Source organism: Aquimarina sp. RZ0 (genome assembly GCF_008370685.1).
In the GTDB taxonomy this organism is placed as follows: Bacteria; Bacteroidota; Bacteroidia; order Flavobacteriales; family Flavobacteriaceae; genus Aquimarina.
Map to the genome: position 1 here is coordinate 1 of NZ_VTZU01000009.1, position 24237 is coordinate 24237.

20 protein-coding genes are annotated in these 24237 nt (G+C 32.1%); 7 read left to right on the top strand and 13 right to left on the bottom strand.

Annotated elements, in window-relative coordinates; all coding sequences use genetic code 11:
* Nucleotides 1-244: 244 nt before the first annotated feature.
* Complete coding sequence (locus F0000_RS05320; protein WP_149623676.1) at nucleotides 245-2782, bottom strand: M14 family zinc carboxypeptidase; 2538 nt, start codon at nucleotides 2780-2782, stop codon at nucleotides 245-247.
* A 203-nt stretch (nucleotides 2783-2985) separates the two neighbouring features.
* Between F0000_RS05320 and F0000_RS05325 the strand changes: the two genes are divergently transcribed.
* Nucleotides 2986-3402, top strand: a complete 417-nt coding sequence (locus tag F0000_RS05325) for a DUF2147 domain-containing protein (protein ID WP_149623677.1) — start codon at nucleotides 2986-2988, stop codon at nucleotides 3400-3402.
* Nucleotides 3403-3532: 130 nt separating this feature from the next.
* Here the strand turns inward: F0000_RS05325 and F0000_RS05330 are convergent, their stop codons facing one another.
* Complete coding sequence (locus tag F0000_RS05330) at nucleotides 3533-4150, bottom strand: matrixin family metalloprotease (protein ID WP_149623678.1); 618 nt, start codon at nucleotides 4148-4150, stop codon at nucleotides 3533-3535.
* A 764-nt stretch (nucleotides 4151-4914) separates the two neighbouring features.
* Between F0000_RS05330 and rlmF the strand changes: the two genes are divergently transcribed.
* The gene (gene rlmF, locus F0000_RS05335; RefSeq protein ID WP_149623679.1) at nucleotides 4915-5790 is read left to right on the top strand and encodes a 23S rRNA (adenine(1618)-N(6))-methyltransferase RlmF; all 876 of its coding nucleotides are present in this window, start codon (nucleotides 4915-4917) and stop codon (nucleotides 5788-5790) included.
* 22 nt (nucleotides 5791-5812) lie between these two features.
* Here the strand turns inward: rlmF and F0000_RS05340 are convergent, their stop codons facing one another.
* Together F0000_RS05340 and F0000_RS05345 are read right to left on the bottom strand one after the other, a co-directional pair.
* Nucleotides 5813-7363, bottom strand: coding sequence for a DEAD/DEAH box helicase (locus F0000_RS05340; protein WP_149623680.1), 1551 nt, complete (start codon nucleotides 7361-7363; stop codon nucleotides 5813-5815).
* A 910-nt stretch (nucleotides 7364-8273) separates the two neighbouring features.
* Nucleotides 8274-8876 (bottom strand): YkgJ family cysteine cluster protein, encoded by a 603-nt coding sequence (locus tag F0000_RS05345; protein WP_149623681.1) that lies wholly within the window; start codon nucleotides 8874-8876, stop codon nucleotides 8274-8276.
* A 632-nt stretch (nucleotides 8877-9508) separates the two neighbouring features.
* Between F0000_RS05345 and F0000_RS05350 the strand changes: the two genes are divergently transcribed.
* Both F0000_RS05350 and F0000_RS05355 read left to right on the top strand, forming a co-directional pair.
* On the top strand, nucleotides 9509-9937 hold the full coding sequence (locus F0000_RS05350; RefSeq protein WP_149623682.1) for an SRPBCC domain-containing protein: 429 nt from the start codon (nucleotides 9509-9511) through the stop codon (nucleotides 9935-9937).
* Complete coding sequence (locus tag F0000_RS05355; RefSeq protein WP_149623683.1) at nucleotides 9927-10247, top strand: helix-turn-helix transcriptional regulator; 321 nt, start codon at nucleotides 9927-9929, stop codon at nucleotides 10245-10247. The genes F0000_RS05350 and F0000_RS05355 overlap by 11 nt, the downstream gene beginning before the upstream one ends.
* A 650-nt stretch (nucleotides 10248-10897) precedes the next feature.
* Here the strand turns inward: F0000_RS05355 and F0000_RS05360 are convergent.
* Entirely contained in the window at nucleotides 10898-11221 is a 324-nt protein-coding gene (locus F0000_RS05360) for a Dabb family protein (protein WP_255452627.1), read from the bottom strand.
* A gap of 379 nt (nucleotides 11222-11600) precedes the next feature.
* Here F0000_RS05360 and F0000_RS05365 point away from each other — a divergent pair, with 379 nt between their 5' ends.
* Nucleotides 11601-12878: an MFS transporter gene (locus F0000_RS05365; RefSeq protein ID WP_149623685.1), complete on the top strand. Its 1278-nt coding sequence runs from the start codon at nucleotides 11601-11603 to the stop codon at nucleotides 12876-12878.
* A 24-nt stretch (nucleotides 12879-12902) separates the two neighbouring features.
* Here F0000_RS05365 and F0000_RS05370 read toward each other — a convergent pair whose 3' ends face one another.
* Nucleotides 12903-13559, bottom strand: coding sequence for a hypothetical protein (locus F0000_RS05370; RefSeq protein WP_149623686.1), 657 nt, complete (start codon nucleotides 13557-13559; stop codon nucleotides 12903-12905).
* A gap of 253 nt (nucleotides 13560-13812) precedes the next feature.
* Here F0000_RS05370 and F0000_RS05375 point away from each other — a divergent pair, with 253 nt between their 5' ends.
* The gene (locus F0000_RS05375) at nucleotides 13813-15042 is read left to right on the top strand and encodes a response regulator (protein WP_149623687.1); all 1230 of its coding nucleotides are present in this window, start codon (nucleotides 13813-13815) and stop codon (nucleotides 15040-15042) included.
* A 68-nt stretch (nucleotides 15043-15110) separates the two neighbouring features.
* Here F0000_RS05375 and F0000_RS05380 read toward each other — a convergent pair whose 3' ends face one another.
* Nucleotides 15111-16058 carry a M23 family metallopeptidase gene (locus tag F0000_RS05380; RefSeq protein ID WP_223148872.1) on the bottom strand — a complete coding sequence of 316 codons (948 nt, stop codon included), beginning with the start codon at nucleotides 16056-16058 and terminating at the stop codon, nucleotides 15111-15113.
* 333 nt (nucleotides 16059-16391) lie between these two features.
* Here F0000_RS05380 and F0000_RS05385 point away from each other — a divergent pair, with 333 nt between their 5' ends.
* Nucleotides 16392-17225, top strand: a complete 834-nt coding sequence (locus F0000_RS05385; RefSeq protein ID WP_149623689.1) for an OmpA family protein — start codon at nucleotides 16392-16394, stop codon at nucleotides 17223-17225.
* A gap of 282 nt (nucleotides 17226-17507) precedes the next feature.
* On the opposite strand, the gene F0000_RS05390 is transcribed toward F0000_RS05385, so the two are convergent.
* The 6 genes from F0000_RS05390 to F0000_RS05415 all read right to left on the bottom strand — a co-directional run bounded on the left by F0000_RS05390 (nucleotide 17508) and on the right by F0000_RS05415 (nucleotide 24235).
* A complete protein-coding gene (locus F0000_RS05390; RefSeq protein WP_149623690.1) occupies nucleotides 17508-17702 on the bottom strand; it encodes a hypothetical protein in 195 nt (64 codons plus the stop codon).
* A 218-nt stretch (nucleotides 17703-17920) separates the two neighbouring features.
* The gene (locus F0000_RS05395; protein ID WP_149623691.1) at nucleotides 17921-20929 is read right to left on the bottom strand and encodes a glycoside hydrolase family 3 N-terminal domain-containing protein; all 3009 of its coding nucleotides are present in this window, start codon (nucleotides 20927-20929) and stop codon (nucleotides 17921-17923) included.
* A 13-nt stretch (nucleotides 20930-20942) separates the two neighbouring features.
* Nucleotides 20943-21428, bottom strand: a complete 486-nt coding sequence (locus F0000_RS05400; RefSeq protein ID WP_149623692.1) for an ABC transporter ATPase — start codon at nucleotides 21426-21428, stop codon at nucleotides 20943-20945.
* 117 nt (nucleotides 21429-21545) lie between these two features.
* Nucleotides 21546-22337, bottom strand: a complete 792-nt coding sequence (locus tag F0000_RS05405) for a (Fe-S)-binding protein (RefSeq protein ID WP_149623693.1) — start codon at nucleotides 22335-22337, stop codon at nucleotides 21546-21548.
* A 60-nt stretch (nucleotides 22338-22397) separates the two neighbouring features.
* A complete protein-coding gene (locus tag F0000_RS05410) occupies nucleotides 22398-22844 on the bottom strand; it encodes a phosphoheptose isomerase (RefSeq protein ID WP_149623694.1) in 447 nt (148 codons plus the stop codon).
* Between the two features lie 62 nt (nucleotides 22845-22906).
* Nucleotides 22907-24235: a (Fe-S)-binding protein gene (locus F0000_RS05415; RefSeq protein WP_149623695.1), complete on the bottom strand. Its 1329-nt coding sequence runs from the start codon at nucleotides 24233-24235 to the stop codon at nucleotides 22907-22909.
* Between the last annotated feature and the right edge of the window lie 2 nt (nucleotides 24236-24237).

Genomic DNA, 24237 nt, shown 5'->3' on the forward strand with positions numbered 1-24237 from the left:
TTATTTTTTCTTTATGCAAGGCAAAAAAATCAAGCATAGCTATAGCTACGGTTTATTTTTTAAACGAAGTAGAAAGGAAAAAGAAACGATGAATATGCGAAATTTTTAGTTATAAATCGTATTATACTTTTTTTAGGATGCTAAGACTTGTGTAGAAATTGATAATCCAATTGATCGGTGATACCTGTACTAAAAAAGCGAGTAGTTCCCTACTCGCTTTCTTTAATATAAAATAAAATTGATATTACTTATGCACTAAAAATCGTCTCGTACTTATACTTTTTCCTGTATTAATCGATAAGAAATAGATTCCGTTACTTAATTTTGAAACATTGATTTTATTATTCTCTAGTATATCCTCTGCAATAACCTGCCCTTGATAGTTAAACAAGGTAAAAGAGCTATTTTTAGAATATATTCCTCTCACAAAAATTTCTCCATATTTCACTGGGTTTGGATAAATTATAATTGAGTTAGCAGGATCATTCGTTATCAATGTATTTTCTGACATTGCAGAAATTCCTGAATCAAATCTGGCAGATCGTATATTGACATTATCAATTGCCATATCACTTCTCCAGCTAGTTCCTGTAGTTCCTTTAAATTGTAATTGAATAACTGAGCCTGTATAGGACGAAATATTAACAGATGCCTGATTCCATTGATTACCTATATTACCACTTTTTGTCCAAACAGAGGTAAACGTAGCACCATCATCGCTACTTACCAAAACCTCCAGACTTCCCATACTTGATCCAAACATATGATATCCAAATTCTAAAGTAGCACCTGATATGGATGTCAAATCAATACAAGGACTATTCAATATTGCTACCTTGTTTGGATATCCTCTGGAATTGGTTGATGATTCTGTATATAAATAATAAGTTCCGTCCTGAGCCGTTGATGGTCCCGTGGCATTAGAAGGTGTTCCTTGAGAATCCCTTGTCCAGTCAATATTATCAGTTGTCTGATTAGTCCAGCCACCGAAATCAGATTCAAAACTTTCTGAATACGGGAAACTATTGATTCCAGCACAGGCAGGAACTGCTGTAGTCGTAAAATTAACAAGATCACTATAATCAGAATTAATAGAATTGCAATTACCTCTCACTTGTACCTCATACGTAGTAGCAGGGCTTAAACCAGAAATAGTGATGCTATTAGAATTAGACGAGGATGTTATCCAGATTGAACTCCCAACAGCTCTGTATCGCAGATCATAATTCGCTGCTGTTGCTCCGTTCCAATTCAAACCAACAGCTGAAGATTGGATATTCGTAACAGCTAAGCCTGTTGGTGGTGTTACTCCTATTGGTGTTAATTGAACATTTCTTATTACAGCGGTCTTATCAGCAACAGAAACTCCGGTTAATGTAAGTGGTTCATAACATTCTGCCTCATACAACACACTATAGGTTCCTGCCTTAATAGGTCTGTAATAATCCCCTTCTGGTAATTCTGTGGGAACCCAGGACTCATATCTCTCTTTACCTATAACGGTAATTTTGGCATCAATTGGCTGATTTGTAACGGCATCGGTAACTACTCCACGAATTCCATAATTTACCTGACTTAGAAAAGAAACTAATGCGTCTTTATTATAATTCCAATAATTTACTAATTGATTTGCTCGAGGTGTTTTATTATTAGATAATTCTATAGTTACTTCTCTTCCTTTTTTAAAATAGATTTGATAATCCTGTCTTCCTCCCTGTACTTCATACCAGTTATACCCATTGGTTATTCCATTATTACGGCCATCAAAATATCCAGAAGGGCTATTTGACTGGCAGAAATCTCTATATTCTGATGATATCTGTACAAAATAATCTTCATCAGGATGGGCTCCTGCATACGTATCCCAGGGATAGTTTACGAGCTCGATTCCACCATGAAAATTGGCAGAAAGCACAAAATGTTTTGAATCGGCAAAAGCCATAAAGGCAAGGGTTTCTTTTTGGTAGGAATTACCATCTGGATTTGCTCCATCATCAGGGTCAGGGTAATTACGGTTTAGATCTACATTGTTTGCGTTGCCTCGAGTAGCATTTGCAACTGAGGTATTATTAGCACTATTTCTAAAAGTACCATCTGGATTTGCCAAGGGATTTATCCATACTTCATTCGTATCTAATAATTGTTTTATTTCTGCATGTTTTGGGTCGTTTGGATTCGTATATGTCGTAAGTAAATAATCAATTAAATCGAGCATCATTGGGTATCCAGCTATTTCATCACCATGCATAGAAGAAGTATACATAACTCTTGGTTCCTGCTCATCCTGCCCTACATTATCAGATAATTTGACAAATAACAAAGATTTATCCCCTTCTGTGGTAGCACCTATATTTTCTAATTTACACAAGGAAGGATAGGTCGCAGCAAAATTATTCATCATGGATTCATAATCATTATAAGTAGGATAAGCTGTTAGAGGAAATGTTGCAACCTTACTATCCAGATCAGTTGTCATTTTCCTATCTCCTATTATATTATCTTCTGGCCGTACCTGAAACGGTATACCTTTTTCTATAAATGATGAGAATTGTTTTTTGTCAGCCATTACCTTGACGATTTTTGTATCATTGTCATAATGAACAATTGCTAATTCTTTTGTGATAACATTAAGTTGAGCTTTTTCCTTTACAGTAAAACTAAAGATGACTTCACCTTTTGTTATAAGATATTCATTTGCTAGTTCTGTTGCATTCTTTTGCGCCACGACTTTGCTACTAATAATAACTATCATTACCAGCAACATAATAATTTTGGTTTTCATGAGTTTTAAGAGAAATTAATTGGTTAAATAAAAATAATTAAGTAGTCAAGCCATTACTGATTGCTACTATTTTTCATCTCTAAAATTAAATGAATTAAATTGGATTTCATAGGGAATTTTCACCATACTTAAAATCATGGATTCTTATGTAATAAAATTAACATCTGAGTTTATTCGTATATTGCACAAACATCAAATCCTCTATGAAAATCATATTTTCTTTTTTACTCTTACTTTTACATATCTCAGATAATGCTCCAAGAAGTTTTATTGGTCAATGGCAAATAGAAGGAGGCTCAATAATAGAAATTTATAAAAAAAGAGAAGTTTTTTATGGCAAAATCCTTAAACGTGCCCAAAACCCTATTTCTAATCTAAATGGTTTAGATAACAAAAATCCGGCTGCAAAACTCAGAAACAGACCACTACTTGGTTTAGTGATTTTGGATAAACTCATGTTTATAGATGGAGAATTATCAGGAGGAACTATTTACAATGCTGATAGCGGAAAAACCTATGCTGTAAAATTATGGATTGATGATGATGATCCTGATTTATGTTATATACGAGCATATAAAGGGATTTTATTTAAAACGTTTGAAGCTCATAGGGTTCGATAAATAATTTGACGGTTCTAAAAAGTATTTTTTATACAAACCAAACCCAGATCTTTTTAGAACTGGGTTTGATGAATTTAGGGTTGTAATTAATAGGGCAATCTTTATTTTATCAGTTTTGCTTATTTATTAATTAGTCAGAAGTTGATTGTATTTGAGTAATTTTTTCTTGCATCATAGCCATTTGATTCTCTGTGAATTTTTTTCTTAAATGAGGTCTTATTTCACTCATTATATTTCCTTCTTCAGGATAATGACCTAGTCCAAGAGCGTGGCCAATCTCGTGAGGTGCCGTAGAATTGTATAAGAATTCATCCGTGATTAGAGCACGTTGATTACTACCCATTCCTGCTATTGCGACCGTATGAGATCTTTTTATTACATAAATATTAATTCTATCTCTGTTATAATCATTTTCGGTTTCTGTCATGAAAACAATATTCTCATTATTTCTATCATCTCTAAGATCATATAATTCATCATTATACATCGTTTTAACATCTCCAAGCTCCAAACCAATACTGCATCTATTAAAAAAACTACCATTCAGGTCATTTATAAAATGCTTTACATCCAGATTGTAGGATGATTTATTAGCTTTGTTTGTTGGTTGTACATATATTATATCCACTTTAATAACTTTTTGTAAGTCTTCATAAAACATATGCTCTACTTCATAAGGAACATAATCATCTTCTACAGCACAAGAGACAAACAACGATAGGAAAAATATAATTTTCAACAACTTCATGACTTCAATTCTAATTTTTAAGGTTATACACTTTATTACTTTTGTAAAAGCTGAGTTTTAATAAACTTTTAAATAGAATTTCACTTTCTGGTATACACAAAACCGGGGAAGTAAATACAGTATTCTTCTGTTATTGAATAGAATAAAACAATTAAACTTTTAATTTCTGAGTATTGAAATTAATATGATTAGTGTGACTTATTTGTTCCGATCGTACAGTTCAAATATAGAAAATATAGCGACACTAATTAAGGGGTATTTCCCCTTATTAGTTTTATTACTATGCTTACATAATAAATTAGAAAACAATTAACTATTCTATAAATGTTAAAGAAATTTTCTGAATTTCAGACCAAATAATCTCATAGCCATACTGTTTAGTATTAGTAGGCTATAAATAGCATAAAAGAGTGAAAATTCCCCAATTATGGTTAAACCACATTTTTATTACTTTAAAAACAAACCTTGTAAAGCGATAAAAAAAGAAGTAATCAAGTTTTTTTAACATAATTTTAACTTTTTAAAATGTATTTTATCCTTTAAAAACAACTATTCGTCATAAAAAAATGGTGTTTCGTCGAATTCATAAAGTGAATTCCTACCAAAAAATTGATTTTTGAACCTTTTTTAAAAAAATTTGAATGGCTATTGAGTATATGCAGTACTAGATAAAAAAGAATACTAATGTATTCATCAAACTCTGATACTGCTATACAGACCAGAAATACTATTGTATATTTGTTTAATCCATAAATACACTTCTTTTGCATAAAAAAAATGCGCATAATACGCCTTATGATTATACCAAATTGTGTCACTATCATAATAAACTATCTGATTTTGTTATCGTAAATACTAATGGAAAAAAGACGATAGATTTTTCTAACAGTGAATCTATATTTCATCTAAACAAGGCTATTTTAAAGTCTGATTATCTGCTTATAGATTGGAATATCCCTCCTGGACATCTATGCCCGCCTATTCCCGGAAGAGCCGATTATATTCACTATATATCTGATTTATTAGATAGTAATGATCACAGAACAACAATAAGAGGATTAGATATTGGAACAGGCGCTAATTGCATATATCCAATTCTGGGATCTCAAATTTATAATTGGGAAATGGTAGGTACTGATATCAATGCTATGGCAGTTGACCTGGCAAAAAAAAATGTACGAGCGACCAAAAGATTACAGAAAAATATAGAAATAAGGCATCAAAACAATCACGCTAACATTTTTGAAGGAATCATTAACCAAGGAGAATATTTTCATTTTTCTATGTGCAATCCACCCTTTTATTCATCAAAAGAAGATGCTGATAAAGCGAACCTAAAAAAATTGAATAATCTCAAAAGTACTGATTATAAAACTCAAGATATTAAATTACCAGAATTTAACTTTGGAGGACAAGCTAATGAATTATGGTGTAATGGCGGAGAATCTTTATTTATTAAGCGAATGATCAAACAAAGTGTACAGTATAAAACTCAGGTGGGATGGTTTACTTCATTAGTTTCTAAAAAAGAAAACGTTCCCAAAATATATAAGCAGCTTACCAAATTAAAAGCAACATATACCACAATTGAAATGAGTCAAGGTCAAAAACAAAGTCGTTTTATTGCCTGGAAATTTTGAAAACTAACGATCTTACCAAACGCTATTCCGGAGGTCTTCCGTGAATTTGTTCGAACAGCGTATCAAAATTATCCCGCAAATATGAGTTAAGCTTCTTTCTATAATCATCCTTTAACCAGGTTAAAAAATTATGGGTGCTCTTACTAATACATTTAGCATAACTATGGATTCTATGGTCAATGTCTTCTCCTAACATTTTAGCTAATGCCAGAGCATCATAAACGTCTTCACTATTTTCTATGCATATTTTGGCGTGCTGTTCTATAGAACGCTCTAAAACAACTTTAGAAGACTCTCCTTTTCTTACAGATTCTATATATGTTTCCTTGATATCAAAATATACTTCTTCAGAATTAGAAAACTCTACCCGTAACTCTTCTGACATCTCATGTTTAAATCTGCTCTCTAGTTCTTCATCACTTGCAAGTCTATCTCGATAATAATCAGGAGAACCAAATATTTTTTGCCAATCCAGATCTGCTCCCCATGGACCAAATCGGTGGTGATTATTTCCTAGATCTATGACCTTAAATATTGATTTATTGTTTAGAATACGTGAACCACGACCAATCATCTGGTAATATAATGTCAAAGATTTTGTCGCCCTATTAAGAATAATAGTATCGATGGTAGGTTCATCAAAACCTGTTGTTAAAATACTAACAGAAGTCAAAATAGCATTCGGAGTTTCTTTAAACCACGCTAATATCTGCTTTCTTTGTTTCTTGGTTGCTGTATTATCTAGATGAGCAATAGGATACCCTGCTGATCTAAATGTATCATATACGTGTAGTGAGGTATTAATCCCATTATTAAAAATCAGTGTTTTCTTCCCTTTAGAATGTTTCTCATATGCTTGTAACAATTGCCCTAGCATAGTACTATTTGTATACAAATCTTCAGAAGATTTTACTGTATAATCTCCATTAGATCCAACTTCCAGCGATGTTAATCCCATATTATAGGCATATACTTCTGCACGTGCCAAAAACTCGTTTTCGATTAAAGAAGTAATACTTTCTCCTACTATTAGCTCGTCATAATTATCCTTCATAGGAAGTTTTATATTAGAACTTAATGGTGTTGCAGTTACTCCTAAAACAAAAGATTTTTCGAAAAACTTAAATAACTTAGTAAATGAATTATAGTGAGCTTCATCAATAATTACGAGTCCTATATCAGAAATATCCAGTTGGTTCTCATTCAGCCTGTTGTTAAGAGTTTCTACCATCGCCACAAAACAACTATACTTATGTTGATCATCCAGTCTTGCTTTGCTATCAACTACTTTGTTATCAACACCAAAACCTGTAAGCATTTTGGAAGTCTGTTTGCATAACTCTATACGATGTGTCATCACCAATACTTTTTTCTGATGATGCTTAAGGTATTGTCTTACTATTTCAGAAAAAATAACTGTTTTACCACCACCCGTTGGTAATTGATATAATAAGTGATAATCTTCTCGTGCATCCTCAAAGCACTTAAAAATTTTATTAATAGCTCCTTTTTGATAACTATATAGGTCTTTTCCTGATTTTTTTTCTTCTAATTCTGTGGCTGATTCAGACATAAACTCAAATTTCTAGGGATGCAAAATTAAGATCTTTCAGGGGTTTTTCGCGAATATTTAGTCTTAAAAAAAAATCTTTTTATTTCAATTTGCTACAATAGGTAAATAAATATGATTATTATCCCTTTTATAATACTGGTTTCAGAGCTTTTTATGATTTATAAAATATTATATTAGAACACTTTAAATAATACATTAATCGTTACATTAAGAAGAAATACGAGACTAACTTACTATTTACCGCTATACACTAATATACGAAAAAAGAACTCTCTACTATTCTAAAAGCATATGCCTTTTCCTGGTTTATTACCTGAGTACTCTTCTTGAATGCTAGGAGTCATACGATTTATAACTAAAAATTTCGCATATTCATCGTTTCTTTTTCCTTTCTACTTCGTTTAAAAAATAAACCGTAGCTATAGCTATGCTTGATTTTTTTGCCTTGCATAAAGAAAAAATAATTCAATGAATTTATACGAATTTTTTAATCACAAATCGTATCAATCCTGCCATAGGGTTCTCTAGAATTTATGAATTATTTTATAGAAGCACATATAAAATTAAATTTTATACATGCCTTTAATACGATTTATAACTAAAAATTTCGCATATTCATCGTTTCTTTTTCCTTTCTACTTCGTTTAAAAAATAAACCGTAGCTATAGCTATGCTTGATTTTTTTGCCTTGCATAAAGAAAAAATAATTCAATGAATTTATACGAATTTTTTAATCACAAATCGTATAATACCTTCTTTTTGATAGTTTATTCCCTTTTTTTGACCGTTAGATATTTTCTGATACTTTATAAAAAAAGAGGTTTCAGAATTTTACTAAAGCAATCATTCGGTATAGCTTATTATAACGCTCCACAATTAATTATACTCGCTGACGATAGTTTTTAATTTTTTAACCACAATTTTTTCCTAGATGAAGAAAGGGTCTGTATGCATAAAATTGCAAAACTTCTTCTAAAGCCATCTTAAGTGCTTTGTTTATAGGCAAAATAATATTTCCTAATTTAAAATCTATCTGATTTAATTGCATATAGTATTCTGTAAATACAGGTACATAAAGGCCTTTAGTTATCGCTTGGGCAGTAGAACTATAGTTGTCTGCTTGACCTTCTTTGATAATTTTACAAGTAGCTAATCTTAAATTCCCGTATTTATCTGTATTGGCTGCAAATCCAAACAATCTACAAATTAACCCTCGGTATTTGTAATTGCTACAACGACCTTGATTAATAATAGATAAAGGTTTGTAGATTAAACAAGTTAAACTTTTGGTTTTATTAAGCTTAATGATCGTCTTTTCTGCTTCTCCATTTAAAAATAAGTGAAATGCCCACGGCAAAAATTCTATAGGAGAAGCTTCTACATTTGGGTAAGTACAACATTTTCCGCAGCCAGAAACACAACTAAGTCCTGATGCTTGCCCAAACTGAGCGGTTTCTTGTTCTAATTTAGAAAAAAGGTTTTCTACTAATCGAACTTTTCGCTCTATCGACATTATTTTTTATCGAAGGTAGTCTATTATTTCTATGAAGTTTGATTTATTCTTGAAAAGAAATAATTACTGTTTTATTAGTAATAGGAAAATTTGATTTGTGAAATTATTTCCAACGTACAAATTATGATTTACTATGCTAAGAGTATGTTTAAAAAGAATACAAATTGAAAATCAATAGTTTAAGGTTCTGAGGACACTTCAAATGATGAGAATATCGAGATATTTTAATTATTTGAAGTAAGCTCACGGTTCTTAAAATATTTGTTTTCAGGAAGTAAGGTTTTTAAACAAGCTCTTAGCTTGCAACCTTACTCGATGCACAAATCTTATATATTGACAGTACTAAAAAGTTCTTTATACACAACACAAACCATAAGCATAGAAATCCCTTCTCAAAGAAATAAAAACAAACTATAAAGGTAAACCATCTGCTACAAGCTGAAGATGGAGAATATGACCTTATAGATTTTTGGGAGCAATTAGACTATATTAGTATACAGGCATACTTTCCATTTCCTTACAAGTTATCAACGAAATGAAAAAATAAGCAACCAAAAAGTTGCGTATTAAGTATTGTTTCTTAAATTTGCAACCATATAGTTGCATTTAATAATTATTTCAAAATTTTAATCATGAAAGACTCTATCAAAAAAGAACAGGTATTTAAGCATTCTATCGATAAAGTATGGAAAGCTATCACCATAGGCGAAGAAATATCCACTTGGTTTATTTCGGCAGATTTTAAAGCAGAAGAAGGCTATCGTTATACCTTTATTGCTCCAAAAGAGGAAAACTGCACTCCGATTACTGGGATTGTTCAGAAAGCAACTCCTTATACGCTAATTTACACTTGGATTGTTGAAGGTACTGATGTAGAAACGAAAGTAACCTGGAGGTTAGAAAAAATTGATGAGGGTACTAAGCTTTATCTCGAACATTCTGGAATCTCCAATTATTCCGCAGAAACTGCTATACACATGTTTACTAGTTTTAATGGTGGCTGGGACAATTGTATTAGTAAGCTTTCTCAATATCTTATTCAGGAAGTGCATGCAGGATAAAATCACAAAAACCCTAAAAGCAATAGCGGATCCAACAAGGCGCGAAATTTTTCATGCCTTAGTACTGGCGGCTACTGCCCTGCCCATTACTCAAATATCAAATCAATTTGATATAAGCCGACAAGGAATTACCAAACACCTTAAAACACTCGAAGATGCTGGTTTGATCTTTATGGATACCAAAGGGCGTGAACGCTTTTGCTATGCCAATGCCAAACCTCTCATAGAAGTAAATAAATGGCTACAATTCTATGAACAGTTTTGGGATGATACACTGGGGAATTTGGGCGATTATTTAGACCAGGTTTAAAAAATCGACTTCGGTTTCGCAGTTAACCTCCAAGTAATACGATTTGTGATTAAAAAATTCGTATAAATTCATTGAATTATTTTTTCTTTATGCAAGGCAAAAAAATCAAGCATAGCTATAGCTACGGTTTATTTTTTAAACGAAGTAGAAAGGAAAAAGAAACGATGAATATGCGAAATTTTTAGTTATAAATCGTATAAATCTCGATTATCGAGTAAACGGATAAAGATTTAAAAAAATACCCACAATAAAAAAAGAGGATGTTTGAAAAGTCAGACACCCTCTTTTTTTATATAGTAAAACACTACTTCTTTTATAGTAACCCGTTGTGCATTTATCCAGTATTTAAACTGACGAGTTAAAGAATACGTCAATGGCAGTACTTCGACTTTAGGAGAAGTATATCGAGAATAGAATTTAAATCCAAAAAAAGCTGTTCTTGATACATTTTGTCTTCATTTCATGTGGACAAAATACTCGAATTGATGCTTTTCTAACATAATTATTTCTAAATCCACAACAGATTATGGTACTAAATATATAGTATTTCCTTCAAGCTATTTACAGTAAGTCTATTAATAAAAGAGAACATCACCACGATGAATAACATTGGTTTCATTCCTAAATAGTATAGCTTACCAGATCAGATATTAATCAATAGTAACAGAATCATAGACCTGTACTTTTTTCCATAAAGAAGAGGACTCCTTGATAAAGAGAAGGTGGGCTTCTTCTTTCTGGTATAAATCCTGTTCTTCTTTTGACGAAAAAGTGACTATCAGAGAATACGTATACGATCCATCCACTACATCTCTATCAGTACCCGCAGGAACTCCGATAAAATTAGTTTTCGCATATTTTGATGTCTTCAAAAACTTCTGTAATGATTTTTCAAAAGCTTTCCTGTCTTCTTCGTTTTCTGGTTGATTCAGCCAAAAATATACTGAATGCACAAAATTATTAGCAAACTCCATATTATTTGTGTTTTTGCATGAAAAAATGGTGAACAATACTCCTACGATGATACATAACGATGAGACTTTCTTTTTAATATTCATTAGTAAATAAATTGGTTCATTAAAACTACAAAAAGAAAGCCTAAATAGCGGTTATTTACGTAAAAATGACGAATGGGTTTTATAAAAAAATTGCTCTATTTAAGATCATTATAAACCATATACTGTTAACTTATTAATTTTCATGGTTTTAGCAGTGTACAATCTTATTCCAGATTTAGGGCTAAAAATCTTATCTCCTCTTCAATACGTTAAAACAAGGTTAAAATAAACGGAGATGCTATGAGATGGCTTTCTAATAAAACATCTTTGTCACCTTTATACAAACAACCATTTTTTGATGAAAAATGATCCTTACGCGTCACTAAGATATAGAGAATTTAATATTTTTTTGATTGTACGTTTTGCAATGGTATTAGCATGGAGCATGCAATTTATTATTATAGAATGGGAAGTATATAGTTTAACAAAAAATCCACTATCGTTAGGAATTATTGGTTTAATGGAGGTTATCCCAGCGGTTTCATTAGCCTTATTTGCAGGGCATATTGTAGATCAAAAAGAAAAGAAAAGCTTACTTATAAAATGTATTCTGGGATTTTCTATTATTAGTTTTGGATTATTTTATCTTACCTGGCCAGAAGCCACAGCTTCTATGCCTAAGAAGATAGTATTATACGGTATTTATTTTCTGGTTTTTCTGGGAGGAATCATACGAGCATTTTTAGGGCCGACAATTTTTTCTTTATTTGCGTTGATTGTACCAAAAAATATTTATCACAATGCTGCTACCTGGAGTAGCTCAGTCTGGCAAATTGGTGGTGTATTAGGTCCAGCAATTGCAGGATTTGCTATTAACTGGATTGATGTTCATTGGTCCATGCTTATGATTTTTGGATGTTCGCTTATCGCTTTATTGAGTTTGACCCAGATCACTAAGAAACCTATCTTGAATCCCAAAATAGGAGAACCTATACTGAAAAGCCTGAAAGAAGGTATAAAATTTGTTTTTACTACAAAAGCAATTTTGGGTGCTATCACACTTGATATGGTCGCAGTACTTTTTGGGGGAGCAATTGCCTTATTGCCGATTTTTGCACAGGATATTCTAAAAGTAGGTCCGGAAGGTTTTGGAATCCTAAGAGCTGCTCCGGCAGTAGGAGCTTTTATAATCATGTTTACTACAGCCTATTTTCCAATTAATAAAAATGCCGGAATGAAATTACTAATAGCTATTTTTGGATTTGGGGTTTGTATCATTGTTTTTGGACTTTCTTCTATATTCTGGGTATCTGTAATGGCTTTGTTTTTGAGCGGTGTAACCGATGGTATCTCTATGGTAATCAGGCAAACTATATTACAACTTAAAACACCTGATCATATGCGCGGTCGTGTATCTTCAGTAAATTCAATGTTTGTAGGATCATCAAATGAACTAGGAGCTTTTGAAAGTGGGATTACTGCAAGATTTATGGGAACTGTTACTGCTGTAGTATTTGGAGGAAGTATGACGTTACTAACAGTAATAATTACTGGATTAATTTCTCCAGTATTTAGAAAACTTGATCTTACTAAAGAGCTTGAAATAGATCCTAAAGAAAAGAAATCTGTTTAATAATATATAATATCCTGCAAACAACTACTCTTTTACAACAATAAGAGTTGCTTTTACTCCTGTTGTTAGGTTCCACTCATTAGATGTAATTAGATTACCTAAATCATCATATAGTTGGAACTGCGCTGTATTAGGACCAGAAGCTCCCTGATTGAGCGCCTGAATATCAATTTTATTAAAACCTTTAATAAGATTGATCGGAAATCCTCTAAAAGTACCATCAAGGGCTACACTGGATCTAACAACATCATCATTTACAAAAATTCTAACAATGTCTCCATCCACCGACTGATGGTCTCTATATATAAGTTGTACAAATTCTGAGGTGCTTTTAAAATCTCCCAAATATTGATCACTTTTAAACTCTTCTTTTATTTCATTATCTTTCTTAAACCATTTAGGAGTTAATTTTTGACCAGGTTTTAACAATCCAATATCCTCGTTCATATCAAATGGTTTATGCATTCGATTAAAAGGTATAGAAGGATCTTTAAGTTTTGTTTCTTTATTTAGAGTAAAATTATTCACGGGTTTGGATAACCCTGTAGAAAGACTGTATTTGTTATCTGTTTTTAGAGTACTCTCATCATCTATTTTCAATGTAGATATTGGTTTTTCTATCTGACCATAAATAGAAACACCAAAGGATAAGAATAGTATAAAAACAAGTTTAATCTTCATGTACTCACTCTTTTTGTGATATCTGTCGTTAAATATAACCAATACCTTACTTTTTCTTTGTTAATAAGATCAAAAACTCTACCAAACTGGTGTATTTATAGAACTGATGTAAACTTTTTTGATTCTGGCAAAAAAAGGTCACATGATGTCATACCTATAAATATACACAAAAAAGTGTCTAATAATAAAAAAATATAGCTCTAAACTTGTAAGATAAATCTGGTATTTCTATTTTTCTATAAAATTTAGAGATATGCTATATTATATCATTGGAATCGTTGTGTTGGGAATACTATTTTTTCTGGGTTTTAGCTATTATAAAATCTCCCTAAGGCTAAAAATTAGGGATAAAGAACTGGAATCATTACAAGAAAAGACAGAGCAACAATCTCAAATAAATAAACAGTTTATCACCTCACTTAGTCAGGAACTAAGAACACCTTTATATGGTATTATGGGGTTGACCAACCTATTGGCACAAGAATATCCCAAACTTGAAGAAAATAAAAATCTAAAATCTCTAAAGTTTTCTGGAGATTATCTCTTAACGCTCATCAATAATATAATACAGGTAAATCATATCAGCAATGAGGAAATTAAACTGCAAGAAAGCATATTTGATTTAAAAGAAATTACTCAAAATATTGTTCAATCGTTCAGCTATGCTACAGCAAATAGCGATAATAAACTTCATTTTGATTTTGATGCGGCTATCCCTAACGAATTACAAGGAAGTCCATCAGTTTTATCTCAGGTATTGATGAATCTTATTAGTAACGCATTAAGGTTTACCAAAAATGGGAATATATTTTTATCTGTGAGTCTGATTACTCAAAAAGAAAGTACTAGCAACATTGTTTTTAAAGTTAAACATGATGGACATGAGGTTTCTAAAGAAGATGAAAAATCCATATATCAGGAATTTATAAATATTGAAAGTATCAAAAAATCATATTTAGGTATAGGACTGAATACTACCATAGTAAAAAGACTTGCAAAATCAATAGATGGCGAGATCATAGTAAACGATACCAATGGTCAAGGTTCTGAATATGCATTCGTCTTAAATCTTGAAGTTCCAAAAAAAAATGGAAAAGAATTTAAAGCTGATAATACTACAAAACAAAAAGCACTAATAGTTGATGATAATAAACTAAATCTTCTTGTTGCCGATAAAATTTTATCAAAAGAGAATTTTGAATGTACAACTATTGATAATGGTTTTGATGCTATAAAACTTGCAAATGATAATTCTTATGATATCATTTTAATGGATATTAATATGCCAAAACTTAATGGGATTGGGACAACAAAAAGAATTCGAGAATTTGATGACGAAACTCCAATTATTGCGCTAACAGCGGTTGATGTAACACAGTTAAACAAACAGATCTTGCAGGCGGGTTTAAGTGACTATATACTAAAACCTTATGACAAAAATATATTACTAGACATGATCTACAAACATATTCATCATAGTTAACTATATCGTACATTGGACTGTCGAATTTCGGGATTTGAGTACTTGTGTTTTTTAGTACTTACAAATTTTTAATTGAGTAAAATTTCTTGTCCGATATTAAGTACCGAATTGTATTGAATAGAATTAATTTTACAAATTTCGGAGACCTCAATATCATTCTTAATAGCAATACCATACAAAGTGTCTCCCCTTTTTACAACATATACCTTTTTTACTGCGTCATCCTCAACGACATCCTGCGCTTTCTTATATACTAAAATCTTACTCTTACGTGTTGATTTATGTGATCTCGGAGTTATCCATTTTCTAGTTACTGCAATATCCTTGGATCTAATTTTTGTTTCCTCAGCAAAATCAAAAAGATATTCGGGGTGTATACTTTTCCCCATATAACGTACCTCCAGATGTAAATGACTGCCTCTTGCATTGCCAGAAACTCCCCCTTCTCCTATTACTTGTCCTTTCTTTACCACATCATTTTCTTTAACAAGGTATTTAGACAAATGTGCATACACAGTCTCTAATCCATTATTATGACGTATTACAACTGTTTTTCCATGACCTCTATGATTCCGTGCATATCGTACCTTTCCATCTAGTAATGATTTTACATTATCTCCTGTATTAAGATCAATATCTATCCCTCGATGCGGTCTTCCTCTTCTCCACCCATATCTGGAGGTTACTACCATTTTGTGCTCAACAGGAGCAGCAAAGGCTTCATCTTCAAAATGTAATTCCAGTGGGTATGTTGGCTGTTTTTTCCAATATGGATTAAATACAGTATTACTCCAATCTTCATCAAAAACAGGAGTTGTATTCTCTTTTTTTAATTCAATTAAATTTACGGTATGTTTAGGATGATTTTTATAAATGGGCAATCTCACCATCCTACCATTCAGTACTAATACTTTGTGATCTACAATATCTTCTTGTACTTTTATTTCTTGAGCTATAGTACCAGACAGAAATACACATGATAAAACAAGTGTTAACGCCAGTTTTCTTTTATTCAAAAACATTTATATTCAAAATTTTTAAAACTTTAAGTAAATCTTATCCAGATAGCTAATTTTAGTATTATAAGACGGCAATATAATAAAACATGTTACAACTGAAAAAAAACTCATTTTGATACAATAGTAAACTTTAATACATAATTTTTTGCAATTCAATAAGTTAGCAATATCTACTAAACAATTTTGCCGTAGATTTATTATGTTATAACAGTTTTTGTGTTTTTTTTTAACATTTTTTAAGAATTCCATATGAAAAGTTTAGTAGGTAAGATTGCAATAAATGTGTCAACTTGTAGTTTTCCAATGATATAAAAGATTAATTAAATAACCATGAAAAAAGTATTGACACTAGTTGCACTATCTGGGGCTTTGATAACTACGTCTTGTGTTTCTAAAAAGAAATTTTTAGCGGTGGAAGCTGATTTACAAAACACCAAAAGTACATTACAAAAGACCACAGTAGAGAAAGAAGAATTAGAAACTAAATTTGCAAAGATAGAAGCACGTGTTGCTGATTACAATGCAAAAATTAATTCTTTGACAGACTCTAACAATGAAAAAATGGTAATGGTTGATGACCTTGCTGTTATTTCTAACAAAACTAAAGAAAAGATGAAGGAAACTTTGTCTAAAGTTAATTCTGAAAAACTTCAGGGAGCCAAAACCTTAAAGGATTCTATGAATCTTGCAGTTTCTCATAACTTAAAAAACTCTTTAGATGATAATCTTCAAGAAGATGAAGATATTTCTATCGACATTGACAACACGGTAGTAATGATATCTATCTCTGATAAAATGTTATTTAACAGTGGTAGTTACAGAATAAGCAATAAAGCAAATGATATTTTGGAAAAGCTTGCAGGTGTTATTAATTCTGAACCTAGTCTGGAAGTAATGATAGAAGGACACACAGATCCTAAAACTATTAATACTCCTGCATTAGAAGACAATTGGGATTTAAGTGTAAAAAGAGCGACCTCAATAACTAGAAGGTTACAAAATAAATACAATGTAGATCCTGCTAAGTTAATCGCCTCAGGAAGAAGTAGCTACAAACCTCTAGTAGAAAATGATTCTGAAGAAAATATGGCAAAAAACAGAAGAACCAGAATTGTATTATTACCAAATCTGGACAAATTCTTTGCGATGCTTTCTTCTAATTAAGAAAGAAAACAACAACCTTAATCAAAAAAATTGAGATGTATTTAATACTAAATACATCTCAATTTTTTTATTTACAAATACAATATCATTCCTTTTTGTACCATACTTGGAGATACAAAACCGTTATAGTACCGCTATCCATAAATTTTCTTGCTCCTCCGAATTAAAAAATAATTCGATTCAGTTTATGATGATTTCATCTAAGAACTGGTGTTTATTTATTTTTGGTATATTTTTCAGCGTCCTAATATTTCTTAATAAAACCTAATTTTGTCCATCTCTTTAATCAATATATGTATTGACACTTGTGGTTAGCCTACAAGAAGAATGTAGCATTTTTTTAAATTTTAAAGCAAGGTGCTCATCATTAAACTTCATGGCTTCGCTAATACTTTTTGATAAAACTAATTCTCCAATAAGATATTCAACAAAGTAGGTTTGATCATCTGTTAATAATACATATTCAGTCTCAGTCATAAACTTATTATTACATGTAGCTTACATAAAATGTACGTAACTTTATGTTTAAACGCTACACTTACTAAATACAAATGTAATTGCTGATATAGTAACTTTTTAAAAAATAAATACAGGTTATCAAATTCTTATTCACAATCCAGGATCTAAAGCCAGATTATTTTATTAAGTAGATTATTGCGATGAGATTTGAATTCGATTTTAAAAACGGATACTTCTTAATAATCAATAGCCTGATAAATGACTCTTTGAATTTCGGATCGAATATCATTGGATATTAATTTACGATTTGCAGGATCAGGAAATGTTCTGTTACTAAGAAATACATAAATTATTTCTTCTTCCGGATCAGCCCAAGTGAATGTTCCTGTAAAACCACTATGTCCAAAACTATTCATCGAAATACAACCACAGGTAGGGCCTACACGTCCTAATTGAGGCTTATCAAAACCTACGCCTCTTCTTACACTTTTTTTACAATAAGAACAGGTGTTAAATTCATCTATAGTCTGAGTTTTTATATATTCCTTACCGCCGTAATATCCGCCATTAAGATACATTTGCATAATTTTGGCTACGTCATTGGCATTAGAAAACAACCCGGCATGACCTCCTATCCCACCAAACATAGCTGCTCCTTGATCATGTACATGCCCATGTACAATCTCCCTCCTGAACGCCTGATCATTTTCTGTGGGTACAATTCTTTTTTTATCAAATTTATTTAGCGGTAAATATCCTGTATTACTAGCTCCCAGGCTTTTATAAAAATGTTGTTGTGTTAATGCGTCTAATGTATTATCATAATGCTTCTCAATAAAAGATTTCATTAGGTAATATGGCAAATCACTATATTTATAACTAAGCCTATTGCGTAATTTACTATCCTTGATTCTAAGCATTAAAGAATCTTTCATATCACTTCTCAAATACAACCTATCGGTCACCCTAATATTAAAATCATCAGACAGACTGTTTCTATAATATTTTTTATCAGGCTTTGATGTTGCAGTATCCAGTGTTTTGAGATAAAAAGGAATCCAGGCTCTTAATCTGGCATAATGAGATAGCATGGACCTAATGGTAATATCTTTTTTATTAGAATCACTAAACGAAGGTAGCATCTCACCTACTCTGGTGTCCAAAGTGATAATCCCTTTATCCTTAAGCTCCATAGTCAACGGAAGCGTAGATAATATTTTTGTCAATGATGCGAGATCATAAATATCAGAACCTTTGACTTTTCTCATTCTATCATAGGTATGATATCCGTAGTTCTTATCAAAAATCACTTTTCCTTTTCTGGCAACTACTATTTGTAGACCAGGCGTCATGTCTTCTCTTAAAGCAATAGTAACTATAGAATCAATACGCTCTAATTTATGCGAATTCATCCCCACGGTCTCAGGAAGTCCATATGCTAAACGATTCAATGACTTAGTCTCAATTCCTGTCCCTTCAGAAAAATCATCGCCTAGACTAACAGGAAGTTTCCCTTTTGCTTCTACAGCTCCAAAAAGCAGTTGTGCAGCTTTCTGTTGTGCTGTATGACTGTTTTGATATGCCATCAAAATTCCTTCAAAATTGGTCGTAGTCTTCATATCCAGCATTGCATATGGTCTGGAAAAAACATTTAAAACTGCGTTATTAAGTCTGGCTATCTCATATAACCAAACTAATTCTTTATCTTTAAACTTATAATCTTTCCAAGGTGATGCATTAGACTTATGTAACCCGACAATTACAAAATTATAGTTCTTTAATTGATCTAAAATATCTGGTAACTGGTTTCCTTTTACCCAATCAACTTTTGTATATTTATTAAGCTCCTTAAAAAACTCTTCGCCAGAATCATCTCCCAACGAGACATATGCTATTTTTTTAAGTTCTAAATTTTTAATTGGTACAATAGCCCTGTCATTTTTAATTAATGTCAATGAATGTTCTACCAATTTATGATGCAACACTTCGTTAGCAACACTATTTAATTCTTCAGTAAGATATTTTTTTTCTACAGGTTTATATTTGTGAAGACCTGCTTTATATTTTGCCATTAAAATTTTGCGAACAGAATGTGATAAACGTTCTTCTGTGATGACTCCAGAATAGTATGCTGACACAATCTTCTGAGACGCTAACGGAACATCTTCTGAGATTAACAGAATATCATTTCCTGCCAGAAAAGCTGCCAGGTCTATATCTCCGGGAGCTTTAAAATCAGATGCTCCTTTCATATTTAATGCATCAGTAATGATCAAACCATCAAACCCTAAATCTTGTTTAAGAATATTGGTCACAACATTTCCTGAAATAGAAGAAGGATATCCGGATCTTGATTCAAGACTAGGGATATTAAGATGAGCAACCATAACACTAGATAAGCCTTCCTGAATTAGTCTGCGATAAGGATATAACTCAATACTATCAATTCTTTCTTTATCAAAATTTATGGTTGGAAGTGTTTTGTGAGAATCGCTATCCGTATCTCCATGACCAGGAAAATGCTTTGCACTTGCAAGAATACCTTCTTGTTGCATTCCTCGCATAAATGCTAATGATTTTTCAGTTACATTATCTTTGTCTTCTCCAAAAGACCTGTTACCTATAATTGGGTTTTTTGGATTTGTATTAATATCCACTACTGGAGCAAAATTAATATGCACTCCAAGGCGTTTACAGTGTTTTGCTATCTGTCTGCCCGTATCCTCAATCAAACTATTATCTTGTATTGCTCCCAGTGTCATATTCCACGGAAATGCTTTGGTAGAGTCCAATCGCATCGCTAATCCCCATTCTGCATCCATCCCTATTAACAACGGAATCTTAGAAAGTTCTTGATATTCATTATTCAATTTGGCCTGACGTTGCGGAGTTCCTTTAGAAAAAATAATACCTCCTATATGATATTCTTCAATAAGTTTTTTAATCTTATCTGTTTCTTTTTTAGATTTTGAGGAGAATACATCTACCATAAACAACTGCCCTATTTTTTCTTTAAGGGTCATTTTCTTGTAGATATTATCCACCCATTGAAGTTGAGCTTTACGCTCTTTTGCAACTATCAGAGGGTTTTGTCGTACTACATCTTTTTTTTCTGCTATGACAATTGAATCCGACAGATTTTCATTATTATCACTTATCTCTTCTAACTTTAGAAAACCCGGTTCTTGAGAAAAACCAGACCACACAAAAATAAAAAGTATACAAGGAAAGTATTTTTTAAGCATATATTACAAAAATCTAGTTTAAAAAACGATTATGCCAGCTATCCTTTGCCGGTACTTCCCAATCAGTACGATATTCAGCAATATTTGTAACTAAGTTATTAAATACAATAGTATTAGGAGAAACAGCTCGATTTTTTGCCATTTTTCTAAAATCAGTAAGGGATTTGTAGGCAACAAATTCTCCTTGTTTATAAGACACATTCATTTTATCCATTAAATCTACACTATATTCTTTTTCCAGCTTTTGTATAAAATGTACTGATGCATCTATGGAGCATCCTGTTGCCTGATTTACATTTTGATCCAATGCAATAGTAATAAATCTTTTGTACTTGATCTCATATCCGGCTTTAAGATCTGCTCCGTGTGCTGTCCATTGCACTATAAATACATTCAATTGTTCTTTTATCTTATCTATCTCTTCTTGTGTAAAGGATCTATTTGCCTGATATATCCATACTCTGGATGTTTCTGAAAGGTCATTAAAATCTACTAACATCAGCTTACTTTTTATTCTATAAAATAACAAAAACTATTCTTAATTGTTGCAACAAAAAGGAGTTAATATGAAAAACATATTAACTCCTTTTAATTTTACGATATCAAAAAATAATACTTACAAATCTTGTGCATTAGCAATTAATTCTGCAACATCAAGAACTTCAATACTATCTTCTTTCTCTTTATTTTTAACACCATCGGTCATCATGGTATTACAAAAAGGGCATCCTGCAGCAATGATATTTGGTTTTGTTTCCAGAGCATCTTCAGTTCTCTCGACGTTCACATCTTTTTTACCTGATTCAGGTTCTTTAAACATCTGTGCCCCTCCGGCTCCACAGCAAAACCCATCCCGTTTGCATCGCTTCATTTCTACCAGTTCTACTTCTAGCTTTCTAAGTAAATCTCTGGGAGCTTCATACTCATTATTAGCTCTGCCTAGATAGCAAGGGTCATGAAAAGTAATTCTCTTTCCTTTAAATTTACCTCCTTCTACCTTCAATCTACCTTCATCGAGCAGAGATTTAAGAAATTGCGTATGATGCATTACCTCATAATCCCCTCCGAGTGCAGGATATTCATTTTTTAATGTATTAAAACAGTGAGGACAGGCAGTAACTACTTTCTTTATTTCGTATGCATTCATTACCTCTATATTGGTAACTGCTTGCATCTGGAATAAGAATTCATTCCCAGATCTCTTTGCAGGATCACCAGTACAACTTTCTTCGGTCCCTAAAACAGCAAAGTCTACATTGGCATTATGAAGTAGTTTTACAAAAGCTTTGGTTATTTTTTTTGCTCTATCATCAAAACTACCTGCGCAACCAACCCAAAATAAAACTTCGGGCTTCTTTCCTGCTGCCATATATTCTGCCATAGTTGGCACCTTTACTGTCTCGCTCATATGTTATTAATATTTAAATATGAATGATTTTATTTTGATATATATCAAAATAAAATCATATTAATCGTGTTTACCATCATCAAAAACTTCGATAGTAACTACTCTTTCTACTAGTTCTGTAAATTTTCCTGTATAACGAGTTGCTTTTACCAGATGATTATCAATCCAATGATAGTTTCCTCCTCTTGGTTTACCCATTAAAAGGCTGTGATAATTAAACCCATGTGTTTTTAACCATGTTTCAGTTACTTCCCTATGTTCCTCTGTTCTAGATGTAAAAAAACAGATAATATGCCCTTCGTCGTACCATTTATTCAATGTTACTAATGCATCCGGAAATGGCTTACAAGTAGCCATTCGCTCTGGTTCTTCATTAGGTACATCTTCTGTAATTGTTCCATCGATATCAATTAAATAATTTTTGATACCTTCTGGTAGCACCGGACTGATATGCTCTCCTTCCTCTACCTTATCGTGCAATAATTTTGCGACTTCTTCCTTCTTCATAATGTTTGTTTCTCCCTAATTTTAGGTTTTTTTTAGATTAATAGTTGTGGTTAATAGTATATTTACTCTTCGTTACTCCAGTTTAATCTGTCCATCTGGTTAAATGGCCATGGAGCTCCGTTATTCTCTATATTTGACATCATATTATTAAGATCTGATGGTGCAGCACTTTGTTCCATTACCAAATATCTTCTCATATCCAGAATAATAGATAATGGACTTATACTTACCGGACAAGCTTCTACGCAGGCATTACAACTGGTACAGGCCCATAACTCTTCTGGAGTAATGTATTCATTTAATAATTGTTTTCCATCATCAACAAAACTACCATTCTTATCAATATTATCACCTACCTCCTGGAGACGATCTCTGGTATCCATCATAATTTTTCTGGGAGAAAGCTTTTTACCCGTCTGGTTTGCGGGGCATTCACTGGTACAACGCCCACATTCTGTACAGGTGTAAGAATTAAGTAATTGCACCCAATCAAGATCCATAACATCTGATGCTCCAAATTTCTCTGGTTCTCCTTCTGGTTCATCTGATGCAGGAGCAGCAAAAGGATCTGCATTAGGATCCATCATTAACATTACTTCTTTTGTAACAGATTCCAGATTATCCATCTGCCCTTTGGGTCTCAGATCTCCATAATACGTATTCGGAAAAGCTAATAATATATGTAAATGCTTAGAAAAATATAAGTAGTTCAAAAACACTAATATTCCAAGAATATGCAACCACCAGGCGCCTCGTTCTATAAAAACCAGAGTCCCTTCATTCATTCCATTAAATAAAGGGGTGATAAATTGACTTATGGGGTATGATCCTGCTTTGACATAATGTGCTGCATCTAAGTTCTGCAATTGCAAATCTACGGCATTCATTACCAAGAATAAGGTCATCAAAACCATCTCAAAGTAGAGAATCAGGTTTCCATCATTCTTAGGCCATCCTTTCATCTCCGGATTCCAAAAACGTTTTATTCTCATCACATTACGACGAATCCAGAATACAATGACACCTACAAAAACCAAAAATGCTAAAATCTCAAAAGAACCAATTAAAAAATTATAAAAACTTCCTAAAAAGGCAAAAATTCTATGTGTTCCAAAAATACCATCGATTATAATTTCGAGCACCTCTATATTGATAATAATAAATCCTATATATACTATTATATGCAATATTCCAGCTATTGGTCTGCGTACCATTTTGGATTGCCCCAAAGCAATGCGCGCCATGTTTCTAAAACGTTCTCCTTTATTATCGGTTCGATCTACATCTTTACCTAATCTAATATTTCGTATCACTTTTCGAATATTCTTAGTAAAATATCCAATTCCAATTATTAAAGCTATTGCAAATATGATATTAGGAATGTATTGCATAA